At 68.9% G+C, this 18,767-nt stretch carries 14 protein-coding genes; 7 read left to right on the top strand and 7 right to left on the bottom strand.

The window, feature by feature from the left end; all coding sequences use genetic code 11:
* Positions 1 to 143: 143 nt before the first annotated feature.
* Together PUT80_RS17245 and PUT80_RS17240 are read right to left on the bottom strand one after the other, a co-directional pair.
* Positions 144 to 3,446, bottom strand: a complete 3,303-nt coding sequence (locus PUT80_RS17245; protein WP_275292817.1) for a glycosyltransferase family 2 protein — start codon at positions 3,444 to 3,446, stop codon at positions 144 to 146.
* A 463-nt stretch (positions 3,447 to 3,909) separates the two neighbouring features.
* Positions 3,910 to 4,233: a WhiB family transcriptional regulator gene (locus PUT80_RS17240; protein ID WP_037355639.1), complete on the bottom strand. Its 324-nt coding sequence runs from the start codon at positions 4,231 to 4,233 to the stop codon at positions 3,910 to 3,912.
* A gap of 223 nt (positions 4,234 to 4,456) precedes the next feature.
* Between PUT80_RS17240 and PUT80_RS17235 the strand changes: the two genes are divergently transcribed.
* Positions 4,457 to 5,215, top strand: coding sequence for a site-2 protease family protein (locus tag PUT80_RS17235; RefSeq protein ID WP_037816623.1), 759 nt, complete (start codon positions 4,457 to 4,459; stop codon positions 5,213 to 5,215).
* A 4-nt stretch (positions 5,216 to 5,219) separates the two neighbouring features.
* Here the strand turns inward: PUT80_RS17235 and PUT80_RS17230 are convergent, their stop codons facing one another.
* The 3 genes from PUT80_RS17230 to mshB are packed head-to-tail and all read right to left on the bottom strand — an operon-like array spanning position 5,220 to position 7,229.
* Positions 5,220 to 6,011: a hypothetical protein gene (locus PUT80_RS17230; RefSeq protein ID WP_275292814.1), complete on the bottom strand. Its 792-nt coding sequence runs from the start codon at positions 6,009 to 6,011 to the stop codon at positions 5,220 to 5,222.
* Positions 6,004 to 6,405 (bottom strand): hypothetical protein, encoded by a 402-nt coding sequence (locus PUT80_RS17225; RefSeq protein WP_037816862.1) that lies wholly within the window; start codon positions 6,403 to 6,405, stop codon positions 6,004 to 6,006. The genes PUT80_RS17230 and PUT80_RS17225 overlap by 8 nt, the downstream gene beginning before the upstream one ends.
* Positions 6,402 to 7,229 (bottom strand): N-acetyl-1-D-myo-inositol-2-amino-2-deoxy-alpha-D-glucopyranoside deacetylase, encoded by an 828-nt coding sequence (gene mshB / locus PUT80_RS17220; RefSeq protein WP_275292813.1) that lies wholly within the window; start codon positions 7,227 to 7,229, stop codon positions 6,402 to 6,404. The genes PUT80_RS17225 and mshB overlap by 4 nt, the downstream gene beginning before the upstream one ends.
* A gap of 657 nt (positions 7,230 to 7,886) precedes the next feature.
* On the opposite strand from mshB, the gene PUT80_RS17215 reads away from it, so the two are divergent.
* From PUT80_RS17215 to PUT80_RS17195, 5 genes are all read left to right on the top strand, one after another.
* Positions 7,887 to 9,635, top strand: coding sequence for an ABC transporter family substrate-binding protein (locus tag PUT80_RS17215; protein ID WP_134728069.1), 1,749 nt, complete (start codon positions 7,887 to 7,889; stop codon positions 9,633 to 9,635).
* Positions 9,636 to 9,821: 186 nt separating this feature from the next.
* Entirely contained in the window at positions 9,822 to 10,802 is a 981-nt protein-coding gene (locus PUT80_RS17210; protein ID WP_037816627.1) for an ABC transporter permease, read from the top strand.
* Positions 10,795 to 11,754 (top strand): ABC transporter permease, encoded by a 960-nt coding sequence (locus PUT80_RS17205; RefSeq protein ID WP_037816628.1) that lies wholly within the window; start codon positions 10,795 to 10,797, stop codon positions 11,752 to 11,754. Before PUT80_RS17210 ends, PUT80_RS17205 begins: the two co-directional genes overlap by 8 nt.
* Complete coding sequence (locus PUT80_RS17200) at positions 11,751 to 12,848, top strand: ABC transporter ATP-binding protein (RefSeq protein ID WP_037816629.1); 1,098 nt, start codon at positions 11,751 to 11,753, stop codon at positions 12,846 to 12,848. Before PUT80_RS17205 ends, PUT80_RS17200 begins: the two co-directional genes overlap by 4 nt.
* On the top strand, positions 12,845 to 13,876 hold the full coding sequence (locus tag PUT80_RS17195; RefSeq protein WP_037816630.1) for an oligopeptide/dipeptide ABC transporter ATP-binding protein: 1,032 nt from the start codon (positions 12,845 to 12,847) through the stop codon (positions 13,874 to 13,876). The genes PUT80_RS17200 and PUT80_RS17195 overlap by 4 nt, the downstream gene beginning before the upstream one ends.
* Positions 13,877 to 14,125: 249 nt before the next feature.
* Here PUT80_RS17195 and PUT80_RS17190 read toward each other — a convergent pair whose 3' ends face one another.
* Entirely contained in the window at positions 14,126 to 15,856 is a 1,731-nt protein-coding gene (locus PUT80_RS17190) for an ABC transporter family substrate-binding protein (protein ID WP_275292812.1), read from the bottom strand.
* Between the two features lie 216 nt (positions 15,857 to 16,072).
* Positions 16,073 to 18,004: a translational GTPase TypA gene (gene typA / locus PUT80_RS17185; RefSeq protein ID WP_037816632.1), complete on the bottom strand. Its 1,932-nt coding sequence runs from the start codon at positions 18,002 to 18,004 to the stop codon at positions 16,073 to 16,075.
* Between the two features lie 186 nt (positions 18,005 to 18,190).
* Here typA and PUT80_RS17180 point away from each other — a divergent pair, with 186 nt between their 5' ends.
* Positions 18,191 to 18,385 (top strand): hypothetical protein, encoded by a 195-nt coding sequence (locus PUT80_RS17180; RefSeq protein ID WP_275292811.1) that lies wholly within the window; start codon positions 18,191 to 18,193, stop codon positions 18,383 to 18,385.
* The last annotated feature ends 382 nt before the right edge of the window (positions 18,386 to 18,767 follow it).

The following is an 18,767-nucleotide window of genomic DNA, read 5'->3' as shown; positions in this document are numbered from 1 at the left end:
TACGAAGCCTCCCTGCGGTTCGGGGGTGCTTGTCAAGGCATCTTTCCCGCCTTGACAAGCACCCCCGAACCGTCAGCACAATCAAGCTTCGGGGTGCACCACGCAACCAAGGCGGCCGATGTCGCCGCCAGGCGACGAGCCGCTCAGTCCCGCCCCCGAGAAGGAATAGCCGTCAACGCCGTAAACAACACCGCCGCCAGTTGCACCAGCAGCAACAACCCCCGCTCAGTCCCAGGGAACGTCACCGACACCTCCGAAGACTTCGCAGGCACCGACACGGCAACCTGATGCCCCCAAGCAGGCACGATCGGCACCGCCTTCCCGTCGACACTCGCCTGCCACCCAGCCTCCTGCTCAGCCGCCAGCACGAGCAACCGCCCAGTAGGCCCTTCAGAAGCCCGAACCCGCACGTCCGGCAACCGAGCAGCCACCGGCGAAATCCCCGGATTAGTCCCCGGCGCACCCCCACCGGTCACGGCCTGCTTGGCCAACTCCGGCGAGATCAGCGCCACCTCCCCGGACTTAGGCAGCAACCGCAACGTAGGCCGCCCGTCCGACATAGGCGCAGCCACCGCAGCAAGATCACTGGCCGCCGCGGCGAACGCCCGAGCATCCGTTCCCACCGGCAACACCACGTACTGCACCCCAGAAGCCGCAGCAGCCGCGAACACCCGCTTCAGCGCCGCGACATCCCCCTGCCCCAGCCCCCGCCGCCAGTCGGCCAGCCGCTCCGGCGTCCCCTTGACCGGCGCGAGCTCATCGTCCCCGAGGAGCGCCAGCCGACCACCGGTCTGCCGCACCTGCCCCGCGCTGACATCCAGCACCGAACGCCCCGTAGCCGCGACATCCGCCGCCACCTCAGGCGCAAGCTGCGGACGCGCCGCCGACGTCAACGGCCCCTCGGACCCGGTCGCGACCGCCCCCACACCCAGCGCAGCCACCACCACAACCCCGGCGACCGCGAGCACCTTCGGCAACCAAACCGCAGGCACCGCCGCACCACCCCGCTGCCAAGTAGCCAGCACCGCCCACAACAACCCAGCGCCGACCACCAGCAACGGCACCCCGGCGTACCCAGACGCCGGTGCCCCGCCCTGCATCGGCGTCAGCTGCACCTGCCGCACCAGCACGACGCCGATCAGCCCCAGCACCGCGAGCGCCAACCCGCCAACGACCTGCTTCCGCGGCCGCACCACAAGCGCGACCAGCGTCGCCGCGAGCACCACCACCCCGATCGGCCACGCCCCCGGCCCACCCGGCGTAAGCCCGGCAAAATCCGTAGCGGACGCGGGCGCGGCCGGACCGCCAAGACCTTGCAGCAGCAGTTCCGGATGCCGCAGCAGCACAGTCGGCCAAGGCAGCAGCAGAACCAGCGGCAACAGCACCACGATCCCGACCGACGCCACCCGCCGAGCCAACCCGGACGGCGCGGGCAGCACCACGAACCCGACCAGCAGACCCACCAGCGCCAGCCCGTGCGCGAGCGGCGAGAACGCGCCCAGCAACGCGACCCCGAAGGCCGACAGCGCCGAGACGTGCAACCACCGCGTGCCCGGCCGAGTCAGCAACCGAACGATCCCCGCGACCACAAGCGGCAGCACGAGATGCACCACCACCACATCGAGCCGCCCCTGCGCGACCGACGCGGTCGCGGCAGGCAGCAACGCGTACGTCGCGGCAACGGCAGCGCGCACCCAGCGGCGCACGGCGAGCTTGCGAGTGGCGACGTACGCACTCAGCGCGGCGAGCGGGATGTCGCCGATGAGCAGGATCGCCACGAGCGCGGCCGGACCGCCGATCGGGGCGAAGATCGCGCCGATCGTGCCGAGCACCGGCAGCGTCGCGGGAGCGGGCGCACCGGTGCCGCCGGCGACCGAATGCCACGGCGACAGGTACGTCGACCAGATCTCGCCGAGCCCGCCGACCGGCAGCAGTTGGCCGCCCCACAAGTCGAGACCGAGCCGGCCGCGGTTGAGCACCAAAGCCAGCGCGGTGAGCAGAACGACCAACACCACCGGCGGAGCGAAGACGGTCGCGGCGAGCACGCGTCGCCGGTTGACCTCCACGAACACCAGATCCGGTTCGGGCGCGGCGGGTTCCGGACGGGGCGAAGGCGACGGCTGAGCCGCGGTCTCCTCGGCCGGTTCAGTGTCCTCTTCGGACACCGGCGCTTCCGGCAGCGTGACCGCGACGACCGTGCCCGGCCGGCGCAGTCCCCGGCCGCGCGTGCTCAGCCCGCGCAGCGCACCGGCGGGCAAGGCGTCCGGACCGACCGGACGCGCGCCGGACGCGGCGAGCGCCTCCGGCGGAATCCACGCCGACTCCTGCTCGACGCTTTCCGGCACCGTCCCGAGTGCTACATCGCTCTGTACCCCGCGCCGGACGAGTCCAACCACGCCGGCGCTGATCGCGTTGCGCAGCCTCGCGATCCGGCTCGTGAAGAGCCCGCGGACAGTGCCGGGCCGCGGCTGCTCCCGCCGCCGCGCCCGGGCTGCGCGGAGATTTCCCTTGCCCCCGCACAAGTATCCGAGCGCGGCCAGTTCCGCGCCCGCTTCGGTGGTGCGCCGCAGCACGAAGAACACGAACGCGCGCAGCACCAACAGGACCGGCAGCCGGACGAGCCCGAACCAGAACGACGGGGTCGAGCAGTTCACGAGAAAGACGCGTACGCCGTGCGAACGGTTCAGCGCGGCCAGCGGACGACCGGCGGCGTCCGGGGTGCGCTGCCCGGTGGACACGGCGCGAGCGTGCCGGACGCGCGCGGAGGGCACCGACAGCACGAGCGAGCCCGCCGCGTTGGCGCGCCAGCCGAAGTCGAGATCCTCGCGCAGCAACGGGAAGTCCTCGTCGTAGCCGCCGAGCGCGTCCCAGAGTTCCCGCTGCACCAACGATCCGGCGCTCGGGACGGCGAGGACCTCGCTGGGTTCGCCGTCCGGCGCGGCCATCTGCTGGCGGTGCCCGGAGGCGTCGGTGGACAGCCCCGCCTCGACGATCAGCCGCGGATCGGTCCAGTCGGTGCCGAGCGGCCCGAGCACTTTCGCGGACGGGTTTTCCTCCGCGGCGCGCACGAGCTGGTCGAGGCAGTCGGGTTCGGGGGCGCAGTCGTCGTGCAGCACCCACAGCCACGTTCCCGGGTCGCCCCAGCGTTCCACCGCGTGCGCGACGCCCGCGGCGACCGCCTCCGCGAACCCGGTTTCACTCGTCAGAGTGACAACTCCGGACAGCACCGGCTCCTCGGCGGCCGCGCCCGGTTGCGCTGCGTCGGCGAGCAGTTTCGGGGTACGGTCGGTGGATCCGGTGTCCACGGCGAGCACGTGCCGCGGACGGACTGTGCTGCGCCGCAACGCGGAAAGCGCCAGCGGCAGCCATTCTTCGCCGTCGTGACAGACCACAATGGCCAGAACGGGCAACGTCCGCACAGCGGGCGGAACGACGGTGCGAGGCAAGAACGGCTCCTGCTCGGACGGGACGATGGGTGCGGTCACCCTACGGCCTGCGCGAACCCGCGGGCACCGGCCCACGCCGCGCGTCCGGCGGATCCCACCGCTCCCACCGCGTGGACGAACCGAGCACGAGAAAAAGTCCGCGGACGCCGAACCGGCGCGCTCACGTGAGGAACCGGCACCCGATCCAGCCGCGAGATCCGCGGCACACCGGGGTTTCAGCGGCGGAAGACGAAGATCACAAAGAGAACCACGGCACAGCACCGATTTTCCGGCCGCCGTGACGGTACTTCTGCCCTCAGGCCCGCCACTGGAGGCGGCCGCACGAATCCGGCGAATGTGCCCGGCGCCACCTCGGCGAGGACTCCCATCCCGCCGTGCCGCACCGGCCGCAGCACTCGCTCACCGCCGCGCTCGCGGCGGGGCGCACCCCCGGTCCGCGTGGACCGGGGGAACCGAAACCCGTTTAGACAGCCCGTTTCTTCAGCTTGCGACGTTCCCGTTCGGACAGTCCGCCCCAGATGCCGAAGCGCTCGTCGTGCGCCAGCGCATACTCGAGACAGTCGTCCTTGACCTCGCAGCCAAGGCAAATCCGCTTGGCCTCGCGGGTCGAGCCGCCCTTCTCGGGGAAGAACGCCTCCGGGTCGGTCTGCGCGCACAGGGCGCGCTCCTGCCAGTCCTGCTCCTCGGGGACGTCGAAAAGGTCGGTCAGATCCCCGAGCTGCTGCTCCGGGTTCTCTCCCCAACCCACGACGTGCCCCCATTCCCTGTTGTCCGCTTCCAACCGCACGTCCGCCTCCTCGCTCCTACGCACTCCCCAGGCTGGCGGTGGTGAAACGACACCCGCTGCCCCCTCCGACAGCGAATGACATCACTGTGATTACACCTGTGTAGTGCGGCCAGGTCAAGCCGAGTAGCGAGTTCGGGGGATCTCTGTGCCCGGGTGCGCAAGGGGACACGCCGAAGACTTCACACCGGGCATACGGAAGACTGGTGGGGTGCAGAGATCAGCAGTGCGTCCGAGCCCGATCTTCCTCGGCATCCTCGCCGTCGCCGTCGCCGGTGGTTTCCTGGCTGCATACGGTGATTCCACGACTCTTCTCGGTTCCCGCGACCCGATGTTCATCGCGGGCGTCGTGCTGCTCGTCTTGGGCGGCTGGATGGCGTCGCTGACGCTCCACGAGTTCGGGCACGCCTTCGTCGCCTTCCGCGGCGGTGATCACGAGATCGCTCACAAGGGGTACCTCTCGCTGGACGTCCGGCGTTACGCCGACCCCGTCCTGTCCTTCGTGCTGCCGCTCATCTTCTTGCTGATCGGCGGCATCCCGCTGCCCGGCGGCGCGGTGTGGATCAACCGCGGCGCGCTGCGCAATCGCGCGACGGCCTCGTGGACCTCGCTGGCCGGTCCGCTCAGCAACCTCGCCGTCGGCGCCGCGCTGTGCCTGGCGACGATGCTGATCCCGATGGCGACCGGCCTCTTCTACGCGATGTCGTACCTCGCGCTGCTGCAGATGATGACCTTCCTGATCAACATCCTGCCGGTGCCGGGGCTGGACGGCTGGGGCGCGCTGGAGCCGTACCTCTCGCCGCAGGCGCGGGCGTTCGGCGCGCGGGTGCGGCCGTGGGCGCCGCTGGTGCTCTTCGCGCTGTTCTTCCTTTTCCGGCCGGTGTCGGATCTGCTCTGGACGATCGCCGGGCACATCTACGAACCGCTCGGCGGGAACGCGGCCGCGGCCTACATCGGGCAGAGGGCGTTCCTCTTCTGGCACTGACCGCTCAGGCCCACTCCCGGTGGGCCATGAGCCACGCGTGCGCACGCTTCCAGACCTTTTTCAGTCCGGAGCGCTCGCCGAGGTAGTCGCCCGCCGCGCCGACCACCGGCAGCATCCCGAGCGCCCGGTGGAACCATCGGCCGCGCGGGCGCTTCTCGAGTTCGCCGGTGATCCCCCACAGCGACTTGCCCAGGTGCCAGAGCGTGCTGGCGACGGCTTTCGCGGTCACCTTGCCGTGTTTGCGGTGGGATTCGTCGAGTTCCTCGGTGAGCCGCGCGGTCTCACTGTCCTCAGCGGACTTCGCGGACTTGTCGTGCTTGGCACCCGACGCGAGGTCGGCGTCGATGTCGCGTTCGAACAGCACCGAGGCGATCAGCCGGACGCGGCTGCCGACGTCGGTCACGCCGTACTCCCCCGCGATCGCGCACAGCACCAGTCCCTGCGACGCCGCGCCGAGGGTGTCCTGCACCGGCAGCCGGTCGGCGAGCGCGCCGCCGAGCCCGGGGATCGAGGTCAGCAACGAGGTGAGCCTGCCGACGCGGTTGACCCACCAGCTCGCGCGCTGGTCGATGTCCATCGCCGCCCATCCCGCGGTGCCCGGCACCTTCACCGAGGTCAGGGCGCGGAGCATTTTCTTCTTCAACCCGGCGTCGACGAATTCGCCCTCGCCGCGCCGGGTGCGCGCCTGCATGCCGAACGGGTCGGCCTCGCGCAGCGCGTCGATCATCGGAGCGCAGGCCCGGACGAACGGACGCAGGATCGCCACGACCTGACGGTCCGAAATGGCCTCAGACACGGACGCCTCCCTTCGCCGCGGCCCGGCCGAGCCCGCCGCCGAGGACCAACGCGGCGGGCAGGGCGCTCGCGCCGAGCAGCAGCAGCGCGCGCCAGTCCTGGACGAGCACGACGTCGCCGCCCGGACCGAACAGGCCGACCCCGAACACGACGAGTACCCACACCAGCAGCGGCACGAACGACAGCCCCGGGCGGACGAGCTTCGCCGCGGTCAGCACGAGCCACGGCGTGGTGACCGCGCCGACCACCGCGGTGACCGGCAACGGCACCTCGCCGAGCGGGCCGACCCGCAGCGGGAGGAAGAACAGTTCGAGCAGCGCCAGCACGACCGCGTCGAACGCGAGCAGCGCCAGCATCAGCCGCTGGTCGCGAGTGAGCGGGGCGGACACCGTCACCACCCGCCGAACAGATCGGTCTCGGCGCCGGCCGCGTCGCCGTAGGCGAGCACGAAGTATTCGGCGGACGGGATCGGCTGCGCGATGCTGTTGGTCAGCGCGAAGTGGCTGACCGCGCCGTCGACCACGGTCAGCTGGGTTTCGTGCGCGCGCAGTGCCGCCAGCTTGGTCTGCCGGTGCGCGGAGATGTCGACCACGGTGGTGATCTTGCCGTCCGGAGTGGACGGAAGCTCGCCGTCGTCAGCCACCCGGAACGGTGATGTTCCGTCGGCGCGCAGTTCGGCGAGCCCGGCGGCGAGCGCGGCCTCGGACTGGACCACGTGGAAGACCCGCTGGACCGACGGGGCGTCCGGGGCCGCCGCCATGGTGATCTCGTGCGCGCGGATGTGGTCGGGATGGCCGTAGCCGCCGAAGGAGTCGTAGGTGACGACTACCTGCGGGGCGAAATCGTCGATGAGCTCCCGCAGCTGAGCGGTCTGCTCCACCGCCGGCCCGCCGGTGAACGCCCGCGGGTGCTCGGCGGCGGGCGTGCCCGCCATGCCCGAATCGCGCCACCGGCCGATGCCGCCGAGGTACTCGTGCCGGGCGAGGCCGAGCGCGGCGGCCGCGGCGGCCATTTCCCCGGACCGGTACCCGCCGAGCTGGTCGGCCTCCGCCGCGACGAGCCGCGCCAGCCGCGGCGGGACGATTTCGCCCTCTTCGCCGAGCGTGCAGGTCACGACGCACACCTCGGCGCCTTCCGCGCCGTAGCGGGCGATGACGCCGCCGGTGGCGATGCTTTCGTCGTCCGGGTGCGCGTGGACCAGCAGCAGCTTCCGCTTCACGCCCTCAGGTTAATGACCGTCGCGTCCGCGCCCGGGAGGCCGACCCCCGGCGCGGCGCTCGGGACCGGAAATCGGCGGCGTGCACGGGAAAATGCATCCGCATCCCACCACGTCGGACCAGCGTCCCGGACCGTGGGCGTTCCCTTCCGCGGAACGTTCCGCGGTTCGGAATACGCGGGCAAGGACGCAAGATGCTCGGAACACCCACCGAGCACCTCTCGCCGTCCGGGCCGCCGTGTCCGCGTTCGGCGACGGGCGCGTTCTTTCGCTTCACGAGATCGGACCAATTTCTTGTCACTTCGGGTTCGTCGCGGCCGCGTGACTACTCCATTAGCTGGGGTACCGCGTACGGAACGGGGCGGTTATTGTCCGCCGGGCCTATCGGTCCGCTGGACTGAACTGCCACTCGAACCGGTTCCGAATTTCCGTGATCAACTACTGACCGTAGTCGATCAAGTGCGGAAACCACGGTGCAACCAGGGGGCACGAGATATCTGTTCCGCAACGATCTCACTGAGAGTGTCCGGATCGATAGGTTTGCCGTCTGTCCAATGCCTAAGTTTCACGGCTACGGTGAGCAACGCGATACCGATCGGTGCTTGCGCGTCAGGAAGAGCCGCCTCGCAAACCCGCGACGGCGTCGAGCAAGGAGAATGAATGTTAGTGACGACTAGGTCGCGCGCCGCGAAACTCGGCGCGTTCGTCGCGGGCGCGGCCCTTCTGCTCTCCGCATGCGGTGGTGGCGGAGGCGGCAACAGCGCGGTGCAGACCGGGCAGGCATTCGCCGACTGCGACAAGAACCCGAACACCTGCAACGCGGCACAGGCCGATCAGCTCCAGCAGGGCGGCGACGTCACCTACGCGATCGAGAAGAACGTCCCGAACTGGAACGTCATCTCGGCCGAGGGCAACGTCTTCGAAACCGGCGAGGTGACCAAGGGCCTGCTGCCCTACACCTTCTACGCGACCCCCGACCTCAAGCCGGTCCTGAACAAGGACTTCGTCGAGTCGGCCGAGGTCACCAGCACCAGCCCGCAGACGGTCGTCTACAAGCTGAACCCGAAGGCCGTCTGGTCGGACGGCACGCCGTTCTCCGCCGACGACTTCATCTACAACTACAAGGTCCAGAACGGCAAGGACTGCCCCGACTGCGCCGCGGCCAGCACCGCGGGCTACGACCAGGTCAAGTCCGTCACCGGCTCTGACAACGGCAAGACCGTGACGGTCGTGTTCGACAAGCCGTTCACCGACTGGAAGCTGCTCTGGAGCTCCGGCGGCGCGATGTACCCGGCGCACCTGGCCAAGCAGCACGGCGACACCAACACCCCGGCCGGCCTCGCGTCGTCCTTCAAGTGGTTCGGCACGACTGTCCCGACCTGGTCGGGCGGCCCGTGGAAGATCTCGAAGTTCGTCAACAACCAGTCGGTCACCGAGGTCCCGAACGACAAGTACTGGGGCGCGAAGCCGAAGCTGAACAGCGTCATCTTCCGCGTCATCACCGACGCGACGCAGGAGCCGACCGCACTGCAGAACAACGAGGTGCAGGTCATCTACCCGCAGCCGCAGGTCGACCTGATCAACCAGGTCAAGAACATGCCGAACATCTCCTCGTTCATCGGCCTCGGCCTGACCTGGGAGCACTTCGACTTCAACCTGAAGAACCCGGCGCTGGCCCAGAAGCCGCTGCGCCAGGCGCTGTTCACCGCGGTCAACCGCAAGGACATGATCGCCAAGACCGTCGGCCAGTTCACCAACAAGGTCGAGCCGCTCAACAACCACAACTTCGTGCCGCAGCAGACCGGCTACAAGGACACGGTGAGCGCGACCGGCCAGGGCTCCGGTGACATCGAGAAGGCCAAGAAGATCCTGACCGACGCGGGCTACAAGCTGGCCAACAACCAGCTGTCCGACCCGAGCGGCAAGCCGATCCCCGAGCTGCGCATCCGCTACACCGTCGGCAACCAGATCCGGCAGAACGAGTGCGAGCTGTTCGCGCAGACCGCGGCTCAGCTGGGCGTCAAGGTGAAGGTCCAGTCCACCGACGACCTCGGCCAGACCACCACCAGCGGCGACTACGACGTCATCGTGTTCGCGTGGGTCGCTTCGCCGTTCCCGTTCGGCGGCGCGATCCAGAACTGGGGCACCGGGCAGGGCAACAACTACGGCAAGTACAGCAGCCCGCAGGTCGACAGCCTGATGGCGCAGGCCAACGCCGAGACCGACCAGACCAAGGCGGCGGACCTGCTCAACCAGGCCGACCAGATCATGTCCGAGGACGCTTACGTGCTTCCGCTGTACCAGAAGCCGACCTTCATCGCCTCGTCGGACAAGATCGCGAACATCCGCAACAACTCGACCCTCGACGGGCCGGTGTACAACATGGCGGAGTGGGGCATCCGGAAGTGATCAACGACCGGTAGATTCCCGCAGGACAACCGGTGAAGGGCCGGCCGCAAAGCCGGCCCTTCACCGTATCCGCGAACAATTGCCCTTTTAGTTCCCGAACACCACGATTGCCCCGTTACGTCGCCAAGGCCTGCCACCACGAGCGGCGGGCGCCGGCAGAACACCGTCCAGAGCAGGAAGACCTCCATGCTTGCCTTCGCACTGCGCCGGCTTTTCGTCTCGGTGCCGATCCTCATCGTGTCGACGTTCGTCGTCTTCGTGATGGTGTCGCTTTCGGCCAACCCGTTGACCCCGCTGATCGCGAGAAACCCGCCGCCGCCCCCTCGCACCATCGAGCTCGAACGCATCCGGCTGCATCTCGACCAGCCGATTCTCGAGCGATACTGGCACTGGATCACCGGCGTGCTGCACGGTGATTTCGGGCCCTCGGTCCAGTCCACCATGAACATCGGCAGCGAGGTGTTCGGCCGGTTCGGCGTGACGCTGCGGCTGATCGTGCTCGCCATGGTGGTGGCGCTGATCCTCGCCGTGCTGATCGGCGTGATCAGCGCGTCGCGGCAGTACTCCAAGTTCGACTACACCGCGACCTTCTTCGGCTTCCTCTTCCTGTCGATGCCGTCGTTCTGGTTCGCCCTCGTGCTGAAGCAGATCGGCATCTCGATCAACACGACGGTCGGCGACCAGGTCTTCTACACCATCGGTTCCTCGTCGGTGGTCGCCGCGGGCGGGTTCTGGTCCCAGTTCGGCGACGTGCTCGGCCACCTGATCCTGCCGACGATCTCGCTCGCGCTGACCAGTTACGCGGCCTGGAGCCGCTACCAGCGCGCGTCCATGCTCGAGGTGCTCAACAGCGATTACGTCCGTCTCGCCCGGGCCAAGGGCCTGCCGCGCTGGACGGTGACGCGCAAGCACGCGCTGCGCAACGCGCTGATCCCGCTGACCACGGTGACCGCTCTCGACATCGGCTCGATCCTCGGCGGTGCCGTGGTGACCGAGACCGTGTTCCAATGGCAAGGCGCGGGCGCTTTCCTGCTGGACGCGATCAAGCGAAGCGACGTGTACGCGGTGGAAGCCTGGCTTCTCATCGCGGCCACGTTCATCATCCTGCTCAACTTGGTCGCCGATCTGCTCTACGGCCTGCTCGACCCGAGGATCCGCTATGCCTAACGACGTATTCGACACCCCGCCCACCACCCTGGGCGGCGCTCGGTTCGCTCCGGACGACCCGCAGACCCCGCAGGGCGCGCCGGAACGCGAGTTCACGGTCAAGGAGCGCAGCCAGGCTCAGCTGGTTTTCCGGCGGTTCCTGCAGCACCGGCTCGCGATGATCAGCCTCGTCGTGTTCGTGCTGATCATCCTGTTCGCCTATGTCGGAGCCGCGATCTGGAAGTACAACGCGGCCGACATCACCGACCAGAACTCGGCCCCGCCCTCGGGCGACCACCCGTTCGGCACCGACGCGGTCGGCCACGACACCCTCGCGCAGGTCATGCGCGGGACGCAGATCTCGCTGCAGATCTCGATCCTCGTCGCGATCTTCGCGACCGTCGTGGGCACGGTGTGGGGCGCGGTCGCCGGTTATTACCGCGGCTGGCTCGACACGGTCCTGATGCGCATCGCCGACCTCGTGCTCACGCTGCCCCTGCTCGCGGTGGCCGCGGTGCTCGGCCACCAGTCCGGCGGCACGTGGTGGCTGATCGCGGTCGTCATCGGCGGGCTCTACTGGGCTTATGTGTCCCGGGTGGCGCGCGGTGTCGTGCTTTCCTTGCGAGAGAAGGAGTTCGTCGAGGCCTCGAAGGCGCTCGGCGCGAGCGACAGCCGGATCATCTTCCGGCACCTGGTGCCCAACGCGCTCGGCGCGATCATCGTCAACCTGACGATCCTCGTGTCGATCGCCATCCTGCTCGAGACGGCGCTGTCGTTCCTCGGCTTCGGCGTGCAGCCGCCGGACACCTCGCTCGGGCTCCTCGTGAGCAGCGCGCAGACCGCGATCGACACGCGGCCGTGGCTGTTCTACTTCCCGGGCATTTTCATCATCCTGATCGCGCTGACGATCAACTTCATCGGGGACGGCCTGCGGGACGCGTTCGACCCCCAGCAGACGAAGGTGCGCGCATGACCGAGAACGGCTCGCAAGGACGCGGCGGCGATCCCGTCCTCGTCGTTGAGGACCTGACCGTGCAGTTCCCGACCAGCGAGGGCGTGGTCAGCGCCGTGCGCGGCGTGAACTACCAGCTTCGCCGCGGCGAGGTGCTCGGCATCGTCGGCGAATCGGGTTCCGGCAAGTCGGTGACCTCGCTCGCGGTGATGGGCCTGCTGCCGAAGACCGCGAAGGTGTCCGGCTCGATCCGGTTCGGCGGGCAGGACCTGCTGAAGTCGAACGAGAAGGAACTGAACCGGGTCCGCGGCAAGGGCATCGCGATGGTCTTCCAGGACCCGATGACCTCGCTGAACCCGGTGTACACCGTGGGCGACCAGATCGCCGAGGCGATCACCGCGCACCACGACGTGCGCAAGGACGTCGCGAAGAAGCAGGCGATCGAACTGCTCGACCTGGTCCGCATCCCGAACCCGGCGCAGCGTGCGGACGAGTACCCGCACCAGTTGTCCGGCGGCATGCGCCAGCGCGTGGTGATCGCGATCGCGATGGCCAACAACCCGGACGTGATCATCGCGGACGAGCCGACCACCGCGCTCGACGTGACGGTGCAGGCGCAGATCCTCGAGGCGCTGCAGGCCGCGCAGAAGGAAACCGGCGCGGCGATGGTGCTGATCACGCACGACCTCGGCGTGATCGCGGGACAGGCGGACCGGGTGCACGTGATGTACGCGGGCAAGGTCGTCGAGTCCGGCACGGTCGACGACATCTTCTACAACCCGCGGATGCCGTACACGCTGGGCCTGCTCGGCAGCCTGCCGCGGCTGGACGTGAAGACCGACCGGCTCACGCCGATCACCGGTTCGCCGCCCGCCACGCAGAACATGCCGCCGGGCTGCCCGTTCAGCCCGCGCTGCCCGCTGTCGCAGCCGATTTGCGACGAGGAGGAGCCCGCGCTCGTGGCGGGACCCAACGGCCAGCACGCGGCCTGTCACTTCACCGAGCAGGTCGTCGGGAAGGACCCGGCCGAGCTGTTCAGCGCCACCTCGGCCGACGCGGCAGCCGTCCCGGTCGCCGTGGAGGCCGCCGCGACCGACACGGAGACGAACCGATGAGCGAGGCCACGACGGGGCAGGCGCCCGTCCTCTCCGCGCAGAACCTGGTCAAGCACTTCCCCATCCGCGGCGGCGGCCTGATCCGCCGCGTCTCGGGGGCCGTGCAGGCGGTGTCGGACGTGTCGTTCGACATCTACCCGCACGAGACGCTCGCGCTGGTCGGCGAATCCGGCTGCGGCAAGTCGACCACCGCCCGGGTCGCGCTGGCACTGCAGCCGCTCACCAGCGGCAAGGTGACCTACGAGGGCAAAGACCTCGCGACGATGGGCAAGCGCGAACTGCAGCGGCTGCGGCGCAGCATGCAGATCGTGTTCCAGGACCCGTACGCCTCGGTCGACCCGCGTCTGCCGGTGAACGAGATCATCGCCGAACCGCTGCGCATCCACGGGCTGTACGAAAAGGGCGGCAAGCAGCAGGTCCGTGACCTGATGAAGACCGTCGGCCTGCGCCCGGAGCACGGCAACCGGTTCCCGCACGAGTTCTCCGGCGGCCAGCGGCAGCGCATCGGCATCGCCCGCGCGCTCGCGTTGAAGCCGAAGGTGCTGGTGCTGGACGAGCCGGTGTCCGCACTGGACGTCTCGATCCAGGCCGGCGTGCTGAACCTGCTGAAGGACCTGCAGGCGGAACTCGGCTTGTCGTACCTGTTCGTGTCCCACGACCTCTCGGTGGTGCGGCACGTGGCCGACCGGATCGCGGTGATGTACCTCGGCAAGATCGTCGAGACCGCGCCGTCGGAGGAGCTGTTCCAGACCCCGGCGCACCCGTACACGCAGGCGCTGATCTCGGCGATCCCGGTGCCGGACCCGCGCAAGGAGCGGACCCGGCAGCGGATCGTGATCACCGGCGACGTGCCCAGCCCGGCCAACCCGCCGTCGGGCTGCCGGTTCCGCACCCGGTGCCCGAAGTTCGCGAACCAGCTGGACGACGCCGGACGCGAGAAGTGCAAGACGGAGGAGCCCGCTTTGGTGGACCGGGGGCACGCGCACCCGGTGGCTTGCCACTTCGCGGAGAGTCTGCAGTTGATCTGACGCAGTATGCGAAAAGGGGCCTCGCGCTTAACGGTGCGGGGCCCCTTTTGCATGACCGGCCGAGCGGGGTGTGGCGCGCGATCTCGTTAGGGCGATGCGCAGCGTCGGCCGCGCGGCATGGCTTCCCCGCCCGCCGTTGAGGGCTGGCGTGCGATGGCGAGGTCCGTGAAGGGCTCCTTGAGGGAATCTGATTCCCTCAAGGAGCCCTTCACGGACGTCAGGAGGAGCGGAGAAGCAGCGCGTACCGGATCAGGTCGCGCCGCGGGTCCAGTTCACCGCCGAGCCGAAGGGCCCCTGCATCGGCGGACCGGGCGTCAGGCCGGAAATCCCCTTGCCCACCGCCAAAGTCTCGGCTTCCTGGAACAGCGGGATCACGACGTTTTGGGACCACAGCTGCGGTTCCAGCGTCTTGAGCGAGTCGGCGATCGTCGCCGAACCAGTCAGGGCGGAGTCGATCGTCGCCTGCAAGCTCTGGTCGCACATTCCCGCGGGATTCGCCGGGATCACGGGCTTCGTCTTGTCCACCGGCGCGGGTTCCGGGGCGCAGCCGTAGCTGGAGGCCAGTACCGTCGCCGGGTCGCCACCGACGGGTTGGCCCACGACGGCGATGTCGACGCCGACGGTGCTGTTCGAGTCCGGGCTCGCCTGCTGTTTCCCGTTCACCACCGGCATTGCCAGCAGCGACGAGTACAGATCACGCGGCTGCGGTTTGATCTGGTTGACCTCAATGCCGCCCGCGACCAGTTCCGACGCCAGTTCCTTCGCGATCGACGCGTACGGTTCCTGTTCGCCGGGCGACGCGAGCACGATCGACAGCGTCTTGTTTCCCTTGCGCCACACGCCGGCTTCCTTCTTGTACCCGGCGGCGGTGAAGTACTGCTCGGCCTTGGTCGCGTCCGGCGCGGCGGGCGGGCCGGCCGGAATGGTGGGGGCGTATCCCTTCGCCGAAGGCGGGAGGACCTGGGCGTCCGCTTTGAGCGTCGCGGACGGGCCGCCCTTCGCGCCGGTCGTGATCAGCTTTCCGCGGTCCAGCAGCGCGGCGATGCCCGCGCGGACTTGGGGGTCGGACAGCGTCGCGCTCACCGGGCGCAGCAGCACCGACGCGGTCAGCGGACGCGGCACCGTGTGCAGTTTGACCGCCGAGCCCAGGTCGTTCAGCAGCTGCAGGCCGGTGGAATCGGTGCGGGTCAAGGAGAACTGGTCGTTGCCGCTGCGCAGTGCGGTCGCGATGCCGGACGCGTCGGAGCGGCGCAGGATCAGCGTGTCGACCGCGGCCGGCTTTTCCCAGTACCGGTCGTTGCGCTGGAGGGTCGCTTCGCCGCGAGCGGTGTCGATCGTTTTGATCGCGAACGGTCCGGCTACCGCGGGGAAGCTCGTCGCGAGGGCGTTCGTCCAGCCGCCGGGAGAGTCCTTGAGCAGGTGCTGCGGCAGCAGGTTGTCGAACAGCGTCTGCCAGGCCGGATACGGCTTGCTGAAGGTGACCTCAACGCCCTTGCCGCCGTCGCGGGATTCGATGTCCGAGATCAGCCGGTACCCGGCCGGGTCGATCACGCCGGGGTTCGTCTTCATCGCGTTGGCGAGATAGATGAAGTCCTCGGTGGCGATCGGGGCGCCGTCGGACCACGAGGCGTCCGGGCGGATCACGTACTTGACCGTGAACGGCACCTGCGAGACGACCTCGGCGGAGACCATCAGCGTCTTGTCGAGCGTGCGCGTGCCGTCGTCGGACTGGCGGAACACCGAGGGCAGCAGCAGCTGCGACAGCGCGGTGGTGATCGTCGACGAGTCCGCGATGCTGTGCGGGTTGTAGCCGCCGACCACGTCGTCCACGCCGACCACGATCTGCGACAACGACGCCGCGCTGGTCGTGCTCGACGGCGGGGCCGACGTGACCACCGGGGGCGGCGGGGTGTTCGAACACGCGGCGAGCAGTACTCCCGCCAGCGCCAGGACCGGCGCAAGCCGGCGTCCGAATCGCACGCTCGTCCTCCTGAAAGTTCCCGCCGCGCTCCGTGGTCCGAGCGGACATGCTGCCACGCCAGGGCGGGGGCCGGCATCGAGATTCCCACATCGGCCGCCTCTCCGTGACACCGGAGTGGATACCGCCATAAGAGTGGACGCACGAACCGCTGCCGGGGTTCACGCGAAAGGGCGCCTCCCGGGAACGGGAGGCGCCCTTTTTCACCTGCGAGAGGTTCAGCTGTTGTTGTCGCGGCTCTTGGCCCGCGAGCGCTCCTTGGCGCGGGTGTTGATGTCGAGCGTGACCTTGCGGACCCGCACGACCTCCGGCGCGACCTCGACGCATTCGTCGCTCGCGCAGAACTCCAGCGCCTCTTCGAGGCTGAGCTTGCGCGGGCGGGCCAGCGTCTCCATCACGTCGGCCGAGGACTGCCGCATGTTGGTGAGCTTCTTTTCCTTGGTGATGTTGATGTCGAGGTCCTCGAACCGCGGGTTCTCGCCCACGACCATGCCCTCGTACACCTCCGCGCCGGGCTCGACGAAGAACGTGCCGCGGTCGGCGAGCTGGATCATCGCGTACGCGGTGATCGGGCCGGACCGGTCGGCGACCAAGGAGCCGCTGTGCCGGGTGCGGATCTCGCCCGCCCACGGGAAGTAGCCCTCGAACACGTGGTTCGCGATGCCGGTGCCGCGGGTTTCGGTGAGGAAGTCGGTGCGGAAGCCGATGAGGCCGCGCGACGGGAGCACGTAGACCAGCTTGATCCGGCCGGTGCCGTTGCCGCTCATGTCCTCCATGCGGCCCTTGCGGGACGCGAGCAGCTGCGTGATCGCGCCGAGGTGCTCCTCGGGCGAGTCGATGTACAGGCGCTCGAACGGCTCGTGCAGCTTGCCGTCGATCGTGCGCAGGACCACCTGCGGCTTGCCGACGGTGAGCTCGAAGCCCTCGCGGCGCATCTGCTCGACCAGGATGGCCAGCGCCAGCTCGCCGCGGCCCTGCACCTCCCAGGTGTCCGGGCGCTCGGTCGGCAGGACGCGGATCGAGACGTTGCCGATCAGTTCCTGGTCGAGGCGGGCCTTGACCAGCCGTGCGGTGACCTTGTCGCCGCCGTTGCGCCCGGCGAGCGGCGAGGTGTTGACGCCGATGGTCATCGAGATGGCGGGCTCGTCGACGGTGATCCGGGGCAGCGCGACCGGGTTCTCCGCGTCGGCGAGGGTGTCGCCGATGGTGATGTCCGGGATGCCCGCGATCGCGACCAGTTCGCCGGCGCTGGCCTCGGACGCCGGGACGCGGGTGAGCGCCTCGGTGACGAGCAGCTCGGAGATCCGGACGTTCTGCACGGTGCCGTCCTCGCGCATCCAGGCCACGGTCTGGCCCTTGCGGAGCTTGCCGGCGTGGATGCGGATCAGCGCGATGCGGCCGAGGAAGTTCGACGCGTCGAGGTTGGTGACCAGCGCCTGCAGCGGGGCGTCCAGGTCCGCGGCCGGGGCCGGGACGTGCTGGAGCAGGGTCTCGAACAGCGGGTCGAGGTTTTCGCTGTCGGGGAGGCCGCCGTCCTCGGGCTGCTCGAGCGACGCCTTGCCGGCGCGCGCGGAGGCGTAGACGACCGGGAGGTCGAGGATCGCGTCGAGGTCGGCGTCCTCGATGTCGCCGGCCAGGTCGAGCAGCAGGTCGTGGGTCTCCTCGACGACCTCGGAGATCCGCGCGTCCGGCCGGTCGACCTTGTTGACCAGCAGGATCACCGGCAGCTTCGCCTCGAGCGTCTTGCGCAGCACGAAGCGGGTCTGAGGCAGCGGGCCCTCGCTCGCGTCGACCAGCAGCACGACGCCGTCGACCATGGAGAGGCCGCGCTCGACCTCGCCGCCGAAGTCGGCGTGGCCCGGGGTGTCGATCACGTTGATGGTGACCGTGCCCTCGGGGGTCTGGCGGTGGATCGAGGTGTTCTTCGCGAGAATGGTGATGCCCTTTTCCCGCTCGAGCTCACCGGAGTCCATCACGCGGTCGACCAGCTCGGCGCGTTCGGCGAAGGCGCCGGACTGGCGGAGCATGGCGTCGACCAGGGTCGTCTTGCCGTGGTCGACGTGGGCGACGATCGCGACGTTGCGCAGGTCGGGCCGGGTCTTGCCGGACGCGCGGCCGGTTTCGACCGCGGTGGCGCTGGCTGCGGGCACGCGAAGACTCCTGAACTTCGAAGAATAAAGGCGGGTGGCACCGCGCGGCGACGGGATGACGGGCACCGGACACAGCGACCGGCTCTCGCTGACCGGCTTTGGCCACACGCGGACTTCAACCAGGATACCTGTTGGGTTGGTGTGAGGAGCGCCACGCCCTATGATCGGTTAGGCTCACCTAACCTTATGAGTGTTCTTGACGGCCGGTTTGAGGAGTGCGCGGTGGGGAAAAAAGGCGCGGACGATCCTCGGGCTGTGGTGCGGAAGTTGATGAAGGCCGGGAAGGTCAAGAAGAAGTGCTGCCGGTCTAAGGATCGGTGTAAGAAGTGTCCGGTTTTGGCGTTGAAGAAGGCTAAGAAGCAGGTGGCTAAGGCTGCTTGATCGCCGTTGGTCTTCGGCTCGTCGCCTGGCGGCGACATTGCTTTTGGGGAGTGCGGTGGGCACCCCGAAGCTTGATTGTGCTGACGGTCTGGGGTGGCTTGTCAAGGCGGGAAAGATGCCTTGACAAGCCACCCCAGACCGCAGGAGAGCTTCGTATCGGGGTGCGGGGGTGGTGTGGGTGCACCGACAGTTGACTGCACCGGCGGCGGCTTCTCGCGGTGTGGGGCTAGCGCCCCAATGTGGCATTGGGTGCATCTGACGCACCCAATGTGGCGTTCGGTGCGTGGGACGCACCCAATGTGGCATTGGGGCGCTTCCCGAGCAGGCACGGGGCAGGCAGCGGACGGGCGCGGGGCAGGCGAGCGGGTCGTGAGGGGAACCC

Source organism: Amycolatopsis sp. La24 (assembly GCF_029087445.1).
Classification (GTDB): domain Bacteria; phylum Actinomycetota; class Actinomycetes; order Mycobacteriales; family Pseudonocardiaceae; genus Amycolatopsis; species Amycolatopsis nivea.
Note: the sequence above shows the minus strand (reverse complement) of the source record. Positions and strands in the feature narration are given on the sequence as shown.